We start from the raw sequence: 17,512 nt of genomic DNA, 5'->3' as shown, positions 1-17,512 counted from the left end.
CCGATCCAACCTCAGTTGCGCAACTTGTACCCGGTCCGGAATATCCATGTCAGTGCGGACATGCAGAGCGCGAGAAAGACGAGAATGATTGCCGCGCTGGCGAGCGGATTTACGTCGGAGATCTCGAAGAAGCTCCAGCGGAAGCCGCTGATCAGGTAAAGGACCGGGTTGAAGTGGCTTACTGCCCGCCAGAATGGCGGCAGCATGTCGATCGAATAGAAGCTGCCGCCGAGGAAGACGAGCGGCGGGACCACCAGCATCGGAATGAGGTTGAGCTGCTCGAAATCCTTCGCCCAGATGCCGATCAGGAAACCGAACAGGCTGAAGGTCACCGCCGTCAGAACGAAAAAGAAAAGCATCACGAAGGGATGGGCGATGCTGAGATCGACGAACAGCGAGGCCGTGACGAGGATGATCGTGCCGATCATCATCCCCTTTGTCGCCGCTGCTCCCACATAACCGAGCACAATCTCAAGCATGGATATCGGTGACGACAGCACCTCATAGATCGTGCCGGTGAATTTCGGGAAATAGATACCGAATGAACCGTTGCCGATGCACTGCGTCAGAAGCGTCAGCATCACCAACCCGGGCGTGATGAAGGCGCCGTAGGAAATCCCGTCGATTTCCTGGATGCGTCCACCGATGGCGGCGCCGAAAACGATGAAATAGAGCGAAGTGGAGATGACGGGTGACACGACGCTTTGCAGAAGCGTGCGGCGTGTGCGCGCCATTTCGAAGAAATAAATGGATTTGACTGCTTCTATATTCATCGCCCCGCCTCCACGATCTCAACGAAAATATCCTCGAGCGAACTCTGCCTCGTGGAAATGTCCCGGAGCCTGATGCCCGCCTCGGCCAGCGCCGCGAGCAGCGACGTGATGCCCGTCCGATCAGCGCTCGTGTCGTATTCATAGATCAGGCGTTCGCCTTCGCCCTCCAGCAACAAATTGTAGGAGGCAAGAGAATCGGGAACCCGCTCCAGAGGTTGGGCCAGATCGACGCGCAGCTGCTTGCGTCCGAGTTTCGTCATCAGCGCATTCTTGTCTTCGACGAGCAGTATCTCGCCGCTGTTGATCACCGCGATCCGGTCGGCGATCTCCTCCGCTTCCTCGATGTAGTGGGTCGTGAGGATGATCGTCACGCCCGAAGCGCGCAGCCGCTGGACGACCTCCCACATGCTCTTTCGCAGGCTGACGTCGACACCGGCCGTCGGCTCGTCGAGGAAAAGGACGCGCGGCTCGTGCGAGAGCGCCTTGGCGATCAGCACGCGCCGCTTCATGCCCCCGGAAAGCTCGCGCAGCGTGCTGTCCTTCTTGTTCCAGAGCGAGAGGTCCTTCAGTACCTTTTCGATATGCGCCGGATCCGGCTTCCTGCCGTGAAGCCCGCGCGAGAAGGAAACGGTGTTCCACACCGTCTCGAAAGCATCGGTCGTCAGTTCCTGCGGCACAAGGCCTATCATCGCCCGTGTCTGGCGGAAGTCGCGCACGACGTCGTTGCCGCCGACGGTAACCTGGCCGCCCGTCGCATTGACAATACCGCAGACGATCGAGATGAGCGTCGTCTTGCCGGCACCATTCGGACCGAGGAGGGCAAGAATTTCGCCCTCTTCGATATCGAGGCTGACGCCCTTCAGGGCCTGAAACCCCGAGGCATAGGTCTTCGACAGATTGGAGATGGAAACGATTGGCGCCATGAAACATATCCGGGAAGAGGTGCAAAGACGGCAGGGTGCTGCTCTATATGGGCCGATTCACATGGATTTGCAGCCCGTCCAAGCCAAATTTACGTTGACGCTCTGTCAAGGGCCGCCGCTCCGCTTACCGGCTGCCGCCCATGCGGTAGTAGATCTCTTGGACTGCGGTCACCAGCGTGCCGCCTTCTCCTCGGCGAGCCGATAGAAAATTTTCTCGCGTCGCGCCGCGTCGTAACGATGCCGGACAATCTCGAAAGGCGGCAATGTGTGACCTTGACTGCCGCCCGACATGAGGCCATCGCGGCGTCAGCCGGGCCGTCCAACCGATGGTCCGCTTGTGCAGCGTGCTAATCGCAGTGCCGGTAACCGGACTTGCGCGTGCGCAGATCGAAGTGGAAATGGTCCTTGTGGAAAGGATCGCTGCCTGGTCCGAGCACCGTGTGGAAATACTTGCAGCTGTCCGTGCGCACCGCTTTCAGGAGCCCCCGCTCACGGAAAGCGAAGAAGCCCTTCTTGCGCACATCGATTTCCTTGCCGTTTTTCAGCACGAACTTGCCGACGTCTATCGCGTTGCCGCGCGCATGTTCCGACATGGGATTGCCGCGGCGGGAGTTCATCGTCCGGCAGGAATAGCCGCCGAGGGGCTTGATCGTCTTGACGCCCGACCAGTAACGGTAGCGCGACGACGGCGCCAGCTCGTATTTCACCCACTTGGCGAAGGCTTCCGTTACCTGGCAATTCAGCTTCACCGCAGGTTTGACGGCGATGTCGCCGGACAGGCCGCTGAGCTCGATCGGGTAGTCGATGCCACAGGACGGTCCGTTACGGACTCGCGGAACGTCGCGGAAGACGACGCCGAGCTTCTTCAACCGCTGCCGGCACGCGACCTCCGAGCCCGGCATTTCGCCGGTGTATTCCGGCGTGGACAGGGGGCTGCGGGCGCGCGGTATGAAAGCGATCTGCTGCGGCTGCTCAGTGCGCGTCGCCCGCTGCGGCTCGAGAACACGCCTTCTATTCACTTCCTCGGCCGCGCTCTGCGCGGGCGCAAGGGGCGGCAGGTCGGGATCATAGCCGGGATTCGCCTCAGGCATCGGCATAGGCTGCGGCGCTCCGGCAAGCTGGCGCACATCGCTGTCGCCGATACCGGCCACGACCGGCTGCGTCGTATTCCCCTCGGCGATCTCACCGGCCTGCTCCTGCGCCAGGCCGACCACCGGTTCGACGCCGAGCATGGCGTCCATGTTCACCCCCTCGCGCGGAACCGTCATCGATCCGGCCCCGGCGACCTGGCCCTGCGGCGCAAGGGCCGCATTACTGGAAGCCGGGGCAACGGAGGTCTGGCTGGCCATGGCGACCGGCTCTGACGACGGATAGGCAGCGACTTCCTGCTCCGGCATGGCTGCAGGCGCCGGCCTGATCGCGCCGACACGGGAGCTCCCGTCGATTCGGGCCGGTGGCGCAAGCACGTCGGTCGTGCAGGCAACGAGCGGAATGGACAACAGCAGCGCCGCCAGTGGACGATGAAGAAGAGAAACACACGCCATACTGATTGCCGCCTTCATCCATGACAAAGCTTCGGCCTTGTCCGTGCGCCGCCTGCCCACAGCCGAGAATGAACCTGCGGAATGTCGCCAAACGGGCGCTCGGTCGAGAAAGTCGGCTTTGCAAAGCAATTTAAGCAAACGTGGTAAACGAAGCCTTGCCGGCCGCACGCTAAATCGGGCGAGCGGGCACAAAGAAAAGGCCCGCATCCTTACGGGTGCGGGCCATTTTCGTTGTGGGTTTTTGTCCTGCTAACGGCATTCCCCGGGATGGGCGACGCGGAACCCGTCCGCTCGTGCCTCGCAGGCATTCGGGAACGTTCTTGATCGTCCATTGCGCTCGCCGCAGACCGGCGCGAATTCGCGCGTGCAGAACTGCGGCTGCTGCGGGCGATCATCCTCACGGCGGCATTCTCCGCGTGCGACGACGCGGAAGCCTTCGGCGCGCGCCATGCACGAATTTGGGAAGGTCTGCCTTCGCGGGCCGCGCTGGCCGCAAACCGGCGAAAACTCGCGCGTGCAGGCCCGCTCTTCCGGCGGACGGGATGCCGGACGGCACTCGCCGCGATGAACGACACGGAAGCCGTCGGCGCGTGCCTGGCAGGCATTGGGGAAGGTCCGAATGCGATTGCCGCGTTCGCCGCAGACCGGCGCGAATTCCATCGTGCACATTTGCGGACCCGGCGGGCGGATCGGTCCCGGACCGGGGCGCGGCTCGTCGACGACCACGGTACAGGCAGAAAGAAAGCCGGCGGCGGACAGGAAAATGGCGGCAGACTTCATGATGAAACGCTTGAAAGGCAACACAGGTCTCCCCCTTGGCTGGCATCTCGGATGCGGCCGGATCGGCGCGCGATAGCGACCGTCCTCCCGTCGCACCATCTCGCCTGTCTTACGGCCAGGCGTCAACTCCCGCGAGATGCGCCATCCACGCACCACCGACAGGAGCAGGCTCACCCGCCCGAACGACATCGGTTGAACGAAGAGGCCCGCGGCCGCTTGTTTGATTTCCTCATTCCTGTGCTTGTCACAGGAATCCAGCCAGACCAAGTCCTTGGGCTGAAAGAACGCTTCCCGCGCCGCAGACGCAGCGCTGCCCTCATCTCTGTGACAAGCACAGAGATGCAGCCCTCCGAAAAATTTCCCACAGCGCCGCGCATCTTATAAGACGCGCGGCGCTGTGGTGCTGCATATTTTGTCCACTGATCGGTTACGATCTCAACAGGTCTCAGGCTGCCCTGCCAAACGCCGGCTGTGCGCCCCGTTCCCCGAGCCTGAACTGTTCGAGCAGCGCCTTCAGCTCGCGACTTTCCTGCGCCAGCGTCTGGCTTGCCGCGGTCGTCTCCTCGACCATTGCGGCGTTCTGCTGCGTCATCTGGTCCATGCTGTTGACGGCCGTGTTGACCTCCTGCAGTCCGGTCGCCTGTTCCCGAGCAGCGGTCGCAATTGCGGCCACCTGCTCGTTGACGCGGTTGACCAGAGACTCGATCTCCATCAGCGCATCGCCCGTCGAGCGGACGAGTTCGACGCCGGCGCCGACCTCCTTCACCGAGGTGCCTATCAGCTCCTTGATCTCCTTTGCTGCGCCGGCCGAGCGTTGCGCAAGTTCACGGACCTCCTGGGCAACCACGGCGAAGCCGCGGCCGGCCTCCCCTGCCCGCGCCGCCTCGACGCCTGCATTCAGCGCCAGCAGGTTCGTCTGGAAGGCGATCTCATCGATCACGCCTATGATCTGGCTGATCCGGCTGGACGAGGCTTCGATCCGCCCCATCGCATCGATCGCATTGCGCACGATACCACCGGATTTCGCCGCACTCGCCTTCGTCTCGTCGACCATGTCGCGCGCTTCCAGGGCACGATCCGACGCCTGGCGTACGGTGGAGGTGATTTCGTCGAGAGCTGCGGCCGTCTCTTCAAGTGCCGCCGCCTGCTGTTCGGTCCGGCGCGAAAGATTGTTGGCCGCCTCTGAAATGTCGGCGGCACTGCCATGGACGATTTCGGTGGATTGGGAAATGGCGCCGATGACGTCGCGAAGCGCGGCGACCGCCGTGTTGAAGTCGTCCTTGAGCTTGGCGTATTCCGGCGCGATCCGGGCCACCGCGGCGGTGAGGTCGCCGTTTGCCAGCCGCTCGAGCGCGCCGCCGAGCGTCTCCATCGCCTCGGCCTGGGTAGCGGCAGTCGTACGCTGGCGCTCCTCGTTGCCGCGCCGTTCTGCGTCCAGGCGGTCCTGCTGCTCCGCCTCGCGCGATCGCAGTTCGAGGCGCTCCTTGACGGAGTCGCGCAGGACGACGAGCACCTGTGCCATCTGCCCGATCTCGTCGCCGCGATCGGTTTCCGGAACATCCGAGGAAAGGTCCTCGTCTGCGATCGCCCGCATCGAGACCTTCAGCTTTTCGATGGGCCGAACGACGCTGCGCACGATCGCCAGTGCCGCCATGAGGATCGCGAGCGCAGCCGCGACCAGAATGCCGGCCATCTGCCAGGCGCGCTCGCGGAACATGGCGGCCAGGTCGTCGGCATAAACACCGGTACCGACCACCCATCCCCAGGGCTCGAAACCGGCCACGTGCGAATATTTCAGCACGGGCTGGTCGGCGCCGGGCTTCGGCCAGTAATAATCGACGAAGCCCTTGCCGTGCGCCTGAACCGTCTTGACGAATTCCACGAACAGGAACTTGCCGTTGGGATCCTTGTTCTGCGTCAGGTCGGCGCCGTCGAGTTCGGGCTTGATCGGATGCATCACCATCTTCGGATGCATATCGTTCACCCAGAAATAGCCGCTGTCCTGATAGCGCATCGCCCGGATCGCCTCCAGTGCGCGGCCCTGCGCCTCCTCGCGCGTCAGCGTGCCGGCCTTTTCCTGGCCGTGATAGGCGTCGAAAACCTTGATCGCGTTCTCATTCATCGCCGCGAGCATGGCCTTGCGCTCGGCAACCAGCTTGTCCTGCGCCTGGATCAGTCCAAAGGTCAGCGCCGCCGCCATCGTTAAAAGCGCAAACGCGACCAGCGCGTAAAGACGCGCCGAAATTCGAATTCTTCTCATCCCCTGCCTCCATTTCGAGGCATGCAGAATATGAGCGGCTATTTGCAAAGCTCCTAACAAACGCTCACTAGATTTGAGGGTGATCAAATTAACGATAACACCGTCACGTGTGCCGCCTTTTGCTTCTTCAGCGTGGAATTGTTCCGGCGCCTCTTTGCTCGCCTGACGGCAGTGCGTTAAACCTTGTTCGTCAACAGGGAGACAGGCCGCATGAACGCAGCAAGCAAGCCGAATGGCGAACTGACCTTGCGCACCCTCGCAATGCCCGGCGACGCCAATGCCGCCGGAGACATCTTCGGCGGCTGGGTCATGGCGCAGATGGACCTTTCCTGCGGCATCCGGGCCGCCGAGCGCGCCAGGGGCCGCGTCGTGACTGCGGCGGTAAAGGAAATGGCCTTCGCCATGCCGGTGAAGATCGGCGACACACTCTGCATCTATACCGACATCGTTACGGTCGGGCGGACGTCGATGACGCTCAAGGTCGAGGCATGGGCACAGCGTTACCTCTCGCATGTCATGGAAAAGGTCACCGACGCGATCTTCGTGATGGTCGCGCTCGACTCGACCGGCAAGCCGACGCCGGTTCCGGCCGAGCAATAAGGGCTTAGTTCATGGAGCAGGTGCAGCCCGATCCGGCGATCTTTTCGCACATACGCGTCGTCATGGGCATGGTGATCAGCCTCTCGCTTGCGCGGCTCCTCAGCGGCGTTGCGCTTTTCGTGCAGCACCCCGGCAAGACGAAGGTCTACTGGATACACCTCGGCTGGGTGCTGTTCATGTTCTTCTTCCTCGTCCATTTCTGGTGGTGGGAGTATCATCTGCACTCGCTGGCGGTGATCGACGTCAGCGTCTACCTGTTCGTCATCCTCTATAGCTGCGTCTTCTTCCTCCTCTGCGTCTTCCTCTTTCCGACGACTCTCGACGAGTACAGCGGCTACGAACATTATTTTATGTCCAGGCGCGCCTGGTTCTTCGGCTTCCTCGCCATCGCATTCGCTGTCGACCTCATCGACACCGCCTTGAAGGGCAAGGCCTATTTCCAGTCCTTCGGGATCGAATATCCGCTTCGCAACGCGGCCTATATCGCGTTCTGCATCATCGCGGCGGTCACGCCCGACCGGCGCTTCCATGCGTCTTTTCTGGTGGGCGCGGTTCTTTACCAGCTCACATGGATGTATCGCGCCTTCGACCTTCTCGATTGACGGGGGCAGATGCCGCTCGTGGCGATGTCTCACCCCTTGAAGATGAACGACGCCCCGAGCGCGATCAGCGCGAAGCCGATGAACTGATGCCAGCCGATCGGTTCCTTCAGCCAGAAAATCGAGAAGAGGACGAAAATGGTGAGCGTTATCACCTCCTGCATCGTCTTCAATTGCGCGGCCGAATAGACCGAGTGTCCGATGCGGTTTGCCGGCACGGCCAGCCAATATTCGAAAAAGGCGATCCCCCAGCTTGCGGCGATGACGATGTAGAGCGGCGACGAAGTGAACTTCAGGTGGCCGTACCAGGCGAAGGTCATGAAGACGTTGGAGAGGAGCAGCAGGATGACCGGCCAGACATAGGCAGGATTGATGGCAAATGGCATGGAAACCTCGGGAAGAGCGCGAATCGCAAGCCGAGAATGCTCCGCCGAGTGCCGGCGTTGCAAGTGCCTTCGGCTCCCGGTGCAGCGATGCGACCGTCGGTTCAAGCCGTCGCCTCGGAGGTCCGGGAAACGAGTGAGGATCGCGGTCTTCCGTTTCCCTTTTGTACTCGTTCCCCCTTCACTTTCGACCGGACTCTGTCCATATTCCCGGCATGGCCAGATCACCGAAGAATTCCCCCAAGAAATCGTCGGCACCCGGCGGGTTCGAAGAAGCCCCGCAGGCGCCGCTTTCCGGTACGCCCCTTTCCGGCAATGTCTCCGACTGGGTGAAGCAGCTCGAATCGGAAGCGGAAGCGAGCACCTTCGAGAGCCGGCGCGAAGTTGCGTCCAAGGCCGGCAGGCATCGCAAGAAGGTGGAGATCTCCGCGTCGAAATCGGCCCGCGGCACATCGATGGGCGGAACGACCGATCCGAAGACGCGTGCGGCCGCGGGGCTCAATCCCGTGGCCGGCCTCGATGTCGCCTTGGAGGATGCCGACAAGCTCACCTCCGGTTCGGGCGTCACCGCCACCGTCGAGGCGCTTGCCAAGCTCATCGAGAGCGGCAATCCGCTGTTCAAGGACGGCAAGCTCTGGACGCCTCACCGCCCGGCCCGGCCTGAAAAGTCCGAAGGCGGCATCCCGATCCGCATGCAATCGGACTACGAGCCGGCCGGAGACCAGCCGACGGCGATCGCGGACCTGGTCGACGGCCTCACCTCGGGCGAGCGCAATCAGGTGCTCCTCGGCGTCACCGGCTCGGGAAAAACCTTCACCATGGCCAAGGTGATCGAGGCGACGCAGCGCCCGGCCGTCATTCTGGCTCCGAATAAGACGCTTGCCGCGCAGCTCTATTCCGAGTTCAAGAACTTCTTCCCGGACAATGCGGTCGAATATTTCGTCTCCTATTACGACTACTACCAGCCGGAAGCCTACGTGCCGCGCTCGGACACGTACATCGAGAAGGAATCGTCGATCAACGAGCAGATCGACCGCATGCGCCACTCGGCGACGCGTTCGCTGCTCGAACGCGACGACGTCATCATCGTCGCCTCGGTCTCCTGCATTTACGGTATCGGCTCGGTCGAGACCTATACGGCAATGACCTTCCAGATGAGCGTCGGCGACCGGCTCGACCAGCGGCAGTTGCTGGCCGACCTGGTCGCGCAGCAATACAAGCGCCGCGACATGGACTTTCAGCGGGGCTCCTTCCGCGTACGCGGCGACACGATCGAAATCTTTCCCGCCCACCTGGAGGATGCCGCCTGGCGCATCTCGATGTTCGGAGACGAGATCGACTCGATCACCGAGTTCGATCCGCTCACCGGCCAGAAGACCGGTGACCTCAAGTCGGTGAAGATCTACGCCAATTCACACTATGTGACGCCGCGGCCGACGCTGAACGCCGCGATCAAGGCGATCAAGGAGGAAATGAGCCAGCGTCTCGCCGAACTGGAACGCGCCGGGCGCCTTCTGGAAGCGCAGCGGCTGGAGCAGCGCACCCGTTACGACATCGAGATGCTCGAGGCCACCGGCTCCTGCCAGGGCATCGAGAACTATTCGCGCTATCTCACCGGCCGCAGGCCGGGCGAGCCGCCGCCGACGCTGTTCGAATATATTCCGGACGATGCGCTGATCTTCATCGACGAGAGTCACGTCACCATTCCGCAGATCGGTGGCATGTATCGCGGCGACTTCCGCCGCAAGGCGACGCTCGCCGAGTACGGGTTCCGCCTGCCCTCCTGCATGGACAACCGGCCACTGCGCTTCGAGGAATGGGACGCAATGCGCCCCGACACCATCGCCGTGTCGGCAACGCCCGGCGCCTGGGAGATGGAACAGGCCGGCGGCGTCTTCGCCGAACAGGTGATCCGTCCGACCGGCCTCATCGATCCGCCGGTGGAGGTGCGCTCCGCCAAGACGCAGGTGGACGACGTGCTCGGCGAGATCCGCGAGACCGCCGCAGCGGGCTACCGCACCCTCGTCACCGTGCTCACCAAGCGCATGGCCGAGGACCTGACCGAGTATCTGCACGAACAGGGCGTGCGGGTGCGCTACATGCATTCCGACATCGACACGCTCGAACGCATCGAGATCATCCGCGATCTGCGCCTCGGCGCCTTCGACGTGCTGGTCGGCATCAACCTCCTGCGCGAGGGTCTCGATATTCCCGAATGCGGCTTCGTCGCCATTCTCGATGCCGACAAGGAAGGCTTCCTGCGCTCGGAAACGTCGCTCATCCAGACGATCGGCCGCGCCGCCCGTAACGTCGACGGCAAGGTCATCCTCTATGCCGACACGATCACCGGCTCGATGCAGCGGGCGATGGAGGAGACCAGCCGCCGCCGCGAGAAACAGATGGCCTACAATGCCGAGCACGGCATCACGCCCGAATCGGTCAAGGCGAAGATCTCCGACATCCTCGATTCGGTCTACGAACGCGACCATGTCCGCGCCGATATTTCCAGCGTCGCCGGCAAGGGCTTTGCCGATGGCGGCCACCTCGTCGGCAACAATCTCCAGGCGCACCTCAACGCACTGGAAAAACAGATGCGCGACGCCGCCGCGGATCTCGACTTCGAAAAGGCCGCACGCCTGCGCGACGAGATCAAGCGCCTCAAGGCGGCCGAACTGGCCGTGCTGGACGACCCGATGGCGCGAGAGGAAGCGAAATCGCAGGAGAGCAGCAAGCGGGCCAGCAAGGGCATGCCCGGCACAACGGACACCCTCCCCCTTGTGGGGAGGGTTGCGGAGGGGCAAGGCGACACCCCTCCCGGAGCTTCGGGCCACCCTTCCCACAAGGGGGAGGGAAAGACAGAATCCTACTTCCAGAAGCCCTCGCTCGACAATATGGGCCCGGGGACCGACACCGAACGTCCCCTCTTCCGCAAACCCGAACTCGATGAAATGGGCCGCGACGTGGCGATCCCCTCTTCCCGCGGCCGGGGAGAAGGTGCCCGAAAGGCAGATGAGGGGCAGTCGCTTTTCAGGAAAAACACCCTGGACGAAATGACCGTCGGCCGCACGGAGAAGCCGGTACCGGGACCGGCACCGGAGAAGCCGACCCTCACCCGCGCCAAGCCGGGCGTAGGGTCCTACGAGGAGCCGGCGGAGGAAAAGCGGCGCAAGAGCCGGACGAAGGGCAAGACGGGGCGTCCGGGACGCTGAGCCAGTCGTATCGGGATCCAAGGACCCCGTAATCTCGGACGCTGGGCCCTTGCCGGGGCTATCCAGACATCGAATCGACCGAAGCGGTCGCTGCGAGAGCGACCGGAAGGCGAGTGCAACGACGCCATCGCACCCCATTTTTTTACGGGTAATCCGGAAGGATTAGCCCGACATACCCGCAGAACCCTTAAATTTTTACGGAACATTTCCTTCCCGACACGAATTTAAGTTGTCACTAATTTAGGGAGGAAAATATGAAAACCCTGGATGTATTTCTTACGAGCACCGGTCTGGCTCTTATGTCAGTCGGTTTTTCAACTTCGGCAACGATTCCCGCGCACGCCCAGAACCTTACGGGCCCCATGCTCATGGCCGAGCAGTGCAGCCCTCTGACCGACGCCAACTACGAAGCTTGCTGCATGGCTCAGAACAGAGCGGAAATCCTCACGACCGGGCAAATAGAGCAATGCCCGCCCCTCTCCACGGCGGCCATCGGCAATTCATTTTCCACGACCTCCACCGACAGCGGTCCTCGCAACCTGAATGGCGATGACGGTGGCGGCGGCGGTGGCGGCGGCGGTGGCGGCGGCGGTGGCGGCGGTGGCGGCGGTGGCGGCGGCGGCGGCGGCGGCGGCGGTGGCGGCGGCGGCGGTGGCGATCCCGGCGGTGGCGGTGGTCAAGACACCGGCAAGGGTAACCAAGACCATGGCAAGGGTAACCAGGACCATGGCAAGGGTAACCAGGACGACGGCAAGGGTAACCAGGACGACGGCAAGGGCAACCAGGACAACGGCAAGGGTAACCAGGACAACGGCAAAGGCAGCCAAGATCGCGGCCTTAAAGGTAACCAGGACTAACCAGGACGACGATAACAGCGATGACGGCGGGTCGGGCGCCTGAAGGATTGCTCGCAGGAGCGCTCGACAGCGCCGATGGCAAATGACGAGAGCGCCGTGGCCGGCTCTCATAGCCGGCACGGCCAGTCCGGCTCCCGGCGCGTCTCGGAGAAAGTCGGGCTTGTTGAGGCTATGCGCTTCGCGTTTCACAGCTCCAACGAGCGGTCACCCTGCCATCGACCGACGACCGCACCTGCTCTACTCCGCCGCGCGCGCCTTCGCCTCCACCGCTTCCAACTCGTAGGAATATCCCTCGAGCATGGAGTAGGCCTGCTCGATCGCCTCGATCTGGGCTTCGGCGTTCCTGATCGCCTCGGCGATCGACTGGCTGCGGGCGCGCAGCATGGAGCCGAGCACGTCTGTCTCGGGCCGCCTGCCGATGCGGTCGAGATGCTTGCGCACGCGGGAGCGGTGGCGTTCCAGTTCCAAAATGTGGAAGCGGTTTTTGACGATATCATCGGAAAGCTTGCGTCGCATCGCCGCCACCGGATCGAAACTACCGGGCTCGCGTTCATCGAGTATGAAGTCGTTGACGAGGGTCTCCAGCATCATGAGGCCCTTGAGGTCTTTCGGGTCGGCGAGCTGGGGATCGTAACCGGTGTCATCGTAGACTTTGCGGCGCACCGGATCCTTCAAGAGATCGTAGGCCGCCTGCAGCTTGCCGAACTGCTCGGCATCACCGCCGCGGTCGGGATGCGCGGTCTTCACCGCCCGGCGATAGGCCGTCCGGACCGCCCGCTCGTCGGCGTCGCGCTCAATTCCAAGGAGGGCATAGGGATCGATCACGCCGGCCACCTGCTCATCGTCAACTCGCATATTCGTTTCCGGTACAGACCTACCGGTTCGCCGCGGCAGCAGCAAGCCCGCGAGGCTCACGGGGAGAGTGCAGGCTCAACCTAGTGCCGCGACGAAAATGTGGTCGAAACGAGGCAATCCACGACATTTGCCTCGCGACACACGGCACCGCGAGGTCACGCGGGCGCTTCGGCATAAGGCATTGCCCGCAGGTGCGGGACCGCAAGAACTCCCCTTGCCTTTTTCACGGAATACTGCCAATCCTATTGCCGTTCGGGCGTTTTCAATCCCGGAGACTGGACTTTCGCTTTGAGCCTGGCTTGACGCCGGGACAGCCGCAAGCGGCATCGTAGACGTCTTTTCCCCGATATCGTGACCACTCGACGCCTTTCAGCGCATTTCGCTGAAGACGACACGTTCGCTTCCTTCCGGGGGCGCGGACACACTACCTAAAGCAACCGATGCGTGATATTGAAGCGCAGGGTTGCGGCAAAGACAGACTGAAGGAAAAGGACTTCTTCCATGGCCACCAAAGGCATCGTCAAATTCTTCAACCAGGACAAGGGTTTTGGTTTCATCACGCCGGAAGGCGGTTCGAAGGACGTTTTCGTCCACATCACCGCTGTCCAGGCCGCAGGCCTCACGACATTGAACGATGGCCAGGAGGTCAGCTTCGACACGGAGCCGGATCGCATGGGCAAGGGCCCGAAGGCCGTCAACCTCCAGGCTCTCTAAGCCTGGCGTTCGACAAAGCGTGAAGAGCGGCGCTTCGCAAGAGGCGCCGCTTTTCGTTGGAGAGCACCCCATCCCACCTGCCGCCCACCTTCCCCTCGCCGGCGAAGGAGACTGGCGGCGCAGTCGCGTTACTCTGCCGCCTGCTTTGCCGTTACCGCCTCGAACACCGCGTCGAAAGCAGTGTGGATGACTTGCGGACCGGCGTCCTTGCGGGTGGCGTCGGCAGAGAGTATCTGACGATAGCGCCGCGCGCCGGGCCAGCCTTGGAAGAGCCCGACCATGTGCCGCGTAACGTGGATCAGCCGGCCGCCATTCTCGATATGCGCAGCGGCATGGTTCGCCATGGCATCGCGGATACCGGACCAGAATTCCAGCGACAGATTATGGCTACGATCGGAAAAGCCGTCGGGGTCGATCGGCATGGGCGCGGCCCCCGTCAGCGGGTGGACGAAATAGCCGTCGGCGGCAGTCAGCAGGCCGCTGTCGTGATAGGCCGCACGGCCCAGCATCACACCGTCGAGAGGAGCGCCGCATGCGGCCTCTGCCGCAGTCCCGGCGGCTCCTCCCGTCGGTAGCGACCGCGGATCGAGGTGGGACAGCGCCTGATCCAGCTTTTGAAGACCCCCATTGAGACCAATGAAAAGATTCGTATTTTCCGCCTTGAGGCGGTGTACAAGGCCATAGTCGAGTGGCGGAACCTCGCGGTTCTCTCTCGGGCTCAGTCCTTTGAGCCATGCCTTTCGCGCATGCACCCACACGGCATCCGTTCCGGCATCCTTGACGCGCCCGACGAGGTCGCGAAGCGCTACTTCCGGATCCTGATCGTCGACGCCGATACGACATTTCACCGTGACCGGAATCTTGACCGCCGCCTTCATCGCCGCGATGCAGTCGGCGACCAACGCCGGCTCCTGCATCAGACAAGCGCCGAAGGTGCCGGACTGCACCCGGTCTGACGGGCAGCCGACATTCATGTTGATCTCGTCGTAGCCGAAGCCTTCTGCGATCCGCGCCGCCTCCGCCATCTTCGTCGGATCGCTGCCGCCGAGCTGCAGGGCGACCGGATGTTCAGAGGCATCGTGGCCGAGCAGCTTTTCCCGATCGCCGCGCAGAATCGCATCCGCGACGATCATTTCCGTATAGAGCAAAGCATGCCTCGAGAGCAGGCGCGCGAAAAACCGATAATGACGATCGGTCCAATCTATCATCGGCGCAACGGCAAAGACGGGTGCCTTGAAGTACCTGTTTTTATCTTGCTTACCAGCGGTTTGCGCTGTTTCTTTCATATCCTGTTGGCTCTCGTTTGACGCGTTTTTAGCCCGTTCCTGCTGTGCTACTGCTACAATGTAGCAAATGGCCGGAGGCTTATAGCAAAAACATGGGCACCATCCTCTAGCGAAAGCGCCGGAATGGGCAGAAAGGCGATCATCCCGGTCGAGGATGTCTGCCGCGACTGCTTCAATCACATGGCGATTTCCTGAAAGTCTCGAGGTTCAATGTCTGAAGTCGATTGGTTGAGCCATCTCCTGCAAATCGTCACCGTAACCGGTCAGCTCGAGGTCCGCTGTACCTACGGTGCGCCATGGCGCGTGGCTTGGAGCCGGGCTGCGGCGAACGAAATCCCCTACCACGCAATCGTCCAGGGTCGGGCCATTTTCGAGGATCCGGAGACGAAAACGACGAGGGAGTTGGTGAGCGGAGATATCGTGCTGCTACCTCATGGTGCGGCGCATGTACTGCACGACGGTAGCGGGCAAACTCCTATCCATACCCGGCAACACCGGAGGTCTGCCGGATGGATGCTGAGCGAGAACGATAGCCAGGGCGAGCAACTCGATCTGTTGTGCGGTCGATTTTTCATCGCGCCGCCTCATGACCGACTGATCCGTAACTATCTCCCCACAAATCTCGTGGCGCGGGCCACGGACAGCCGTGGAGAAGATGGTATCGGTTCCGCTTCCAACCAACTGGCCAGTCTGGTGAGGCTGATGCGTATGGAGTCCGCCGGCGACCGAGCGGGAGGACGCGCCGTTCTCAACGCCCTTTCTTCGGCCCTGTTCACACTGGTACTGCGAGCGGCGAGCGAATCCGAGAAAGCCCCCGAAGGCTTGTTGGCCCTGGCCGGCCATCCGCGACTTGCTCCAGCCATTGCGGCCATGCTTGGCGATCCGGCCCATCCATGGAAACTGCCTGATCTGGCGGATTTGTGCGGCATGTCACGCGCCACGTTCATGCGGCACTTTCAAGACAGGCTAGGTTGCTCCGCGCTCGATTTGTTGACCGATCTCCGCATGAGTCTGGCAGCCAACGAACTCAAGAAGCCGGCAATAAGCACTGAAGCCGTGGCCGAGACGGTGGGATATCAATCCGTTTCCGCATTCCGACGGGTGTTTGCGGAAAGGATGGGGATGACGCCGGGGGAATGGCGCCGACTGGCGCACAATGGCGCGTAGGCCCAGGACGATCTTAGCTGATATCCGCCAGATTGATCCTTTCGCGCATTATATTGAGCCAATCCAGTCTCGATGTTTGCATCGTCATTCGTAAATTGGGTTCGAGCCATCCAATGAACTGCATCAGTATCGCCGCCAACGAAACCGCAACCGACACAGACGCCGAAATCCACGCACGGACCGAGATCCCCGGAATCGCTCTCGCCCCCCAACCGTCCCATTCGCACGCGCAGCCAACGCCGACGAATGCCGTCATCGAAACCATTCTGAGCCGTAGTGCTGCCAAGTACTACGACCCAGCCGCCACCCTGAGCGATGGTGAGATCCGCGACCTGGTGCGGATCGGCACCTCCGCGCCGACATCGTTCCACCTGCAGAACTGGCGGTTTATCGCAGTCCGTACGCCTGACGCCAAGGCACGGCTACGTCCGATCGCCTGGAACCAGCCCGCAATCACCGACGCCGCCGTTACCTTCATCATCGTCGGCAGGTTGGCCGATGCCAGCACCGTCCCGGAGCGCCTGGCGCCGGTAGTGGAAGCCGGCATCATGCCAGCGCACCTGGTGCCGGAATGGGAAATCCCCGCTCGCGGACTGTATGACGGTCAACCCCAACGGCAGCGCGACGAGGCGGTACGTTCCGCTACCTTCGGCACCGCGGCCATCATCTATGCAGCTCGCTCCCTCGGCCTGGGTTCGACGCCGATGATCGGGTTCGACGCGGAAGCCGTGCACCGCGAGTTCGGCCTGACCGAGGACGAAGTGCCGGTCATGCTTCTGACCGTCGGGCCGGAGCGGACCGGCAACTGGCCGCAGAAGCCGCGCCTGCCGGTGGCCGACGTCCTGTCCTTTGCATAATCCACAGTCCAAACAGTTACTTATGGAGAGTATGATGTCTAGAACTATTGCCCTGGAACCCGAACATGTACCGGCAGAATCGAAACCAACTCTCGATGCATTCACGAAGAGCATCGGGTTCACCCCAAATATGATGGCGGCCTTCGCGCAGAGCCCGATCGCGTTCAACGCATGGGCCACGCTGCTTGGCTCCCTCAGCAAGGCGCTCGATGTGAGGACGCGCGATAGTATCGGCCTTGCCGTCTCGGAGGTGAATGGCTGCAATTATTGCCTGACGGTCCACAGCTACACCGCGGAACATATGGCAAAGTTATCGGCGGATGACATCATTCTCGCCCGGAAAGGTCATGCAAACGACCCGAAACGAGACGCCGCAGTCCAGTTCGCGCGCAAAGTCATCAAGGCCCGAGGGCACGTTGGTGATGCCGATCTGAAAGCCGTCCGCGATGTCGGCTACACCGATGCGAACATCATCGAGATCGTTGCGCTGGTCGCCATGTACTCCCTGACGAACTTCTTCAACAACGTGTTCGACCCCGAGCGGGACTTTCCCGCCGTTACCTCGGCCGGCTCTATCTAAGCCCGGTCCTGCCGCAATCTCCGCGCGGTTGAACCCGAAATAAGCCGGGCTCGCCGCGCGACATCACACAGCAACTCGACAACAAGGTCTTCGAAAAGGCGTCAAGCCGGTAACGAGTTGCGCGG

16 protein-coding genes are annotated in these 17,512 nt (G+C 62.1%); 8 read left to right on the top strand and 8 right to left on the bottom strand.

The features are described from left to right. Positions 1 to 11: 11 nt before the first annotated feature. The 5 genes from BHD07_RS25110 to BHD07_RS25090 all read right to left on the bottom strand — a co-directional run bounded on the left by BHD07_RS25110 (position 12) and on the right by BHD07_RS25090 (position 6,280). Positions 12 to 773, bottom strand: coding sequence for an ABC transporter permease (locus BHD07_RS25110; RefSeq protein WP_338283585.1), 762 nt, complete (start codon positions 771 to 773; stop codon positions 12 to 14). Continuing rightward, entirely contained in the window at positions 770 to 1,696 is a 927-nt protein-coding gene (locus tag BHD07_RS25105) for an ABC transporter ATP-binding protein (protein WP_275597802.1), read from the bottom strand. Before BHD07_RS25105 ends, BHD07_RS25110 begins: the two co-directional genes overlap by 4 nt. Before the next feature lie 347 nt (positions 1,697 to 2,043). After that, entirely contained in the window at positions 2,044 to 3,240 is a 1,197-nt protein-coding gene (locus tag BHD07_RS25100) for an extensin-like domain-containing protein (RefSeq protein WP_338283583.1), read from the bottom strand. A gap of 249 nt (positions 3,241 to 3,489) precedes the next feature. Beyond that, a complete protein-coding gene (locus tag BHD07_RS25095; RefSeq protein ID WP_338283581.1) occupies positions 3,490 to 4,044 on the bottom strand; it encodes a Kazal-type serine protease inhibitor domain-containing protein in 555 nt (184 codons plus the stop codon). Positions 4,045 to 4,465: 421 nt separating this feature from the next. Next, on the bottom strand, positions 4,466 to 6,280 hold the full coding sequence (locus BHD07_RS25090; protein WP_338283580.1) for a methyl-accepting chemotaxis protein: 1,815 nt from the start codon (positions 6,278 to 6,280) through the stop codon (positions 4,466 to 4,468). Positions 6,281 to 6,490: 210 nt separating this feature from the next. Here BHD07_RS25090 and BHD07_RS25085 point away from each other — a divergent pair, with 210 nt between their 5' ends. Beyond that, positions 6,491 to 6,880, top strand: coding sequence for an acyl-CoA thioesterase (locus BHD07_RS25085; protein ID WP_029956838.1), 390 nt, complete (start codon positions 6,491 to 6,493; stop codon positions 6,878 to 6,880). A gap of 11 nt (positions 6,881 to 6,891) precedes the next feature. Next, positions 6,892 to 7,482 carry a hypothetical protein gene (locus BHD07_RS25080; RefSeq protein ID WP_275597798.1) on the top strand — a complete coding sequence of 197 codons (591 nt, stop codon included), beginning with the start codon at positions 6,892 to 6,894 and terminating at the stop codon, positions 7,480 to 7,482. Between the two features lie 29 nt (positions 7,483 to 7,511). Here the strand turns inward: BHD07_RS25080 and BHD07_RS25075 are convergent, their stop codons facing one another. Then, positions 7,512 to 7,865, bottom strand: coding sequence for a DMT family protein (locus BHD07_RS25075; RefSeq protein WP_100673067.1), 354 nt, complete (start codon positions 7,863 to 7,865; stop codon positions 7,512 to 7,514). Positions 7,866 to 8,077: 212 nt separating this feature from the next. Here BHD07_RS25075 and uvrB point away from each other — a divergent pair, with 212 nt between their 5' ends. Further along, positions 8,078 to 11,071 carry an excinuclease ABC subunit UvrB gene (uvrB, locus tag BHD07_RS25070; protein ID WP_338283579.1) on the top strand — a complete coding sequence of 998 codons (2,994 nt, stop codon included), beginning with the start codon at positions 8,078 to 8,080 and terminating at the stop codon, positions 11,069 to 11,071. Positions 11,072 to 11,325: 254 nt separating this feature from the next. Continuing rightward, positions 11,326 to 11,928 carry a hypothetical protein gene (locus BHD07_RS25065; RefSeq protein WP_445190499.1) on the top strand — a complete coding sequence of 201 codons (603 nt, stop codon included), beginning with the start codon at positions 11,326 to 11,328 and terminating at the stop codon, positions 11,926 to 11,928. 237 nt (positions 11,929 to 12,165) lie between these two features. Here the strand turns inward: BHD07_RS25065 and BHD07_RS25060 are convergent, their stop codons facing one another. Continuing rightward, a complete protein-coding gene (locus BHD07_RS25060; RefSeq protein WP_018095192.1) occupies positions 12,166 to 12,783 on the bottom strand; it encodes a J domain-containing protein in 618 nt (205 codons plus the stop codon). A gap of 501 nt (positions 12,784 to 13,284) precedes the next feature. On the opposite strand from BHD07_RS25060, the gene BHD07_RS25055 reads away from it, so the two are divergent. Next, on the top strand, positions 13,285 to 13,497 hold the full coding sequence (locus tag BHD07_RS25055) for a cold-shock protein (RefSeq protein ID WP_003535347.1): 213 nt from the start codon (positions 13,285 to 13,287) through the stop codon (positions 13,495 to 13,497). 128 nt (positions 13,498 to 13,625) lie between these two features. Here the strand turns inward: BHD07_RS25055 and dusA are convergent, their stop codons facing one another. After that, complete coding sequence (gene dusA, locus BHD07_RS25050; protein ID WP_338283576.1) at positions 13,626 to 14,783, bottom strand: tRNA dihydrouridine(20/20a) synthase DusA; 1,158 nt, start codon at positions 14,781 to 14,783, stop codon at positions 13,626 to 13,628. Between the two features lie 210 nt (positions 14,784 to 14,993). Here dusA and BHD07_RS25045 point away from each other — a divergent pair, with 210 nt between their 5' ends. The 3 genes from BHD07_RS25045 (at position 14,994) to BHD07_RS25035 (ending at position 17,387) form a co-directional block, all read left to right on the top strand. Beyond that, positions 14,994 to 15,950, top strand: coding sequence for a cupin domain-containing protein (locus BHD07_RS25045; protein ID WP_338283575.1), 957 nt, complete (start codon positions 14,994 to 14,996; stop codon positions 15,948 to 15,950). A gap of 113 nt (positions 15,951 to 16,063) precedes the next feature. After that, complete coding sequence (locus BHD07_RS25040; RefSeq protein WP_338283632.1) at positions 16,064 to 16,807, top strand: nitroreductase family protein; 744 nt, start codon at positions 16,064 to 16,066, stop codon at positions 16,805 to 16,807. Positions 16,808 to 16,841: 34 nt separating this feature from the next. Further along, the gene (locus BHD07_RS25035; RefSeq protein ID WP_338283573.1) at positions 16,842 to 17,387 is read left to right on the top strand and encodes a carboxymuconolactone decarboxylase family protein; all 546 of its coding nucleotides are present in this window, start codon (positions 16,842 to 16,844) and stop codon (positions 17,385 to 17,387) included. The last annotated feature ends 125 nt before the right edge of the window (positions 17,388 to 17,512 follow it).

The organism is Sinorhizobium sp. KGO-5 (assembly GCF_036245905.1).
Classification (GTDB): domain Bacteria; phylum Pseudomonadota; class Alphaproteobacteria; order Rhizobiales; family Rhizobiaceae; genus Sinorhizobium; species Sinorhizobium meliloti_A.
This window is presented reverse-complemented; position numbering and strand designations above follow the sequence as displayed.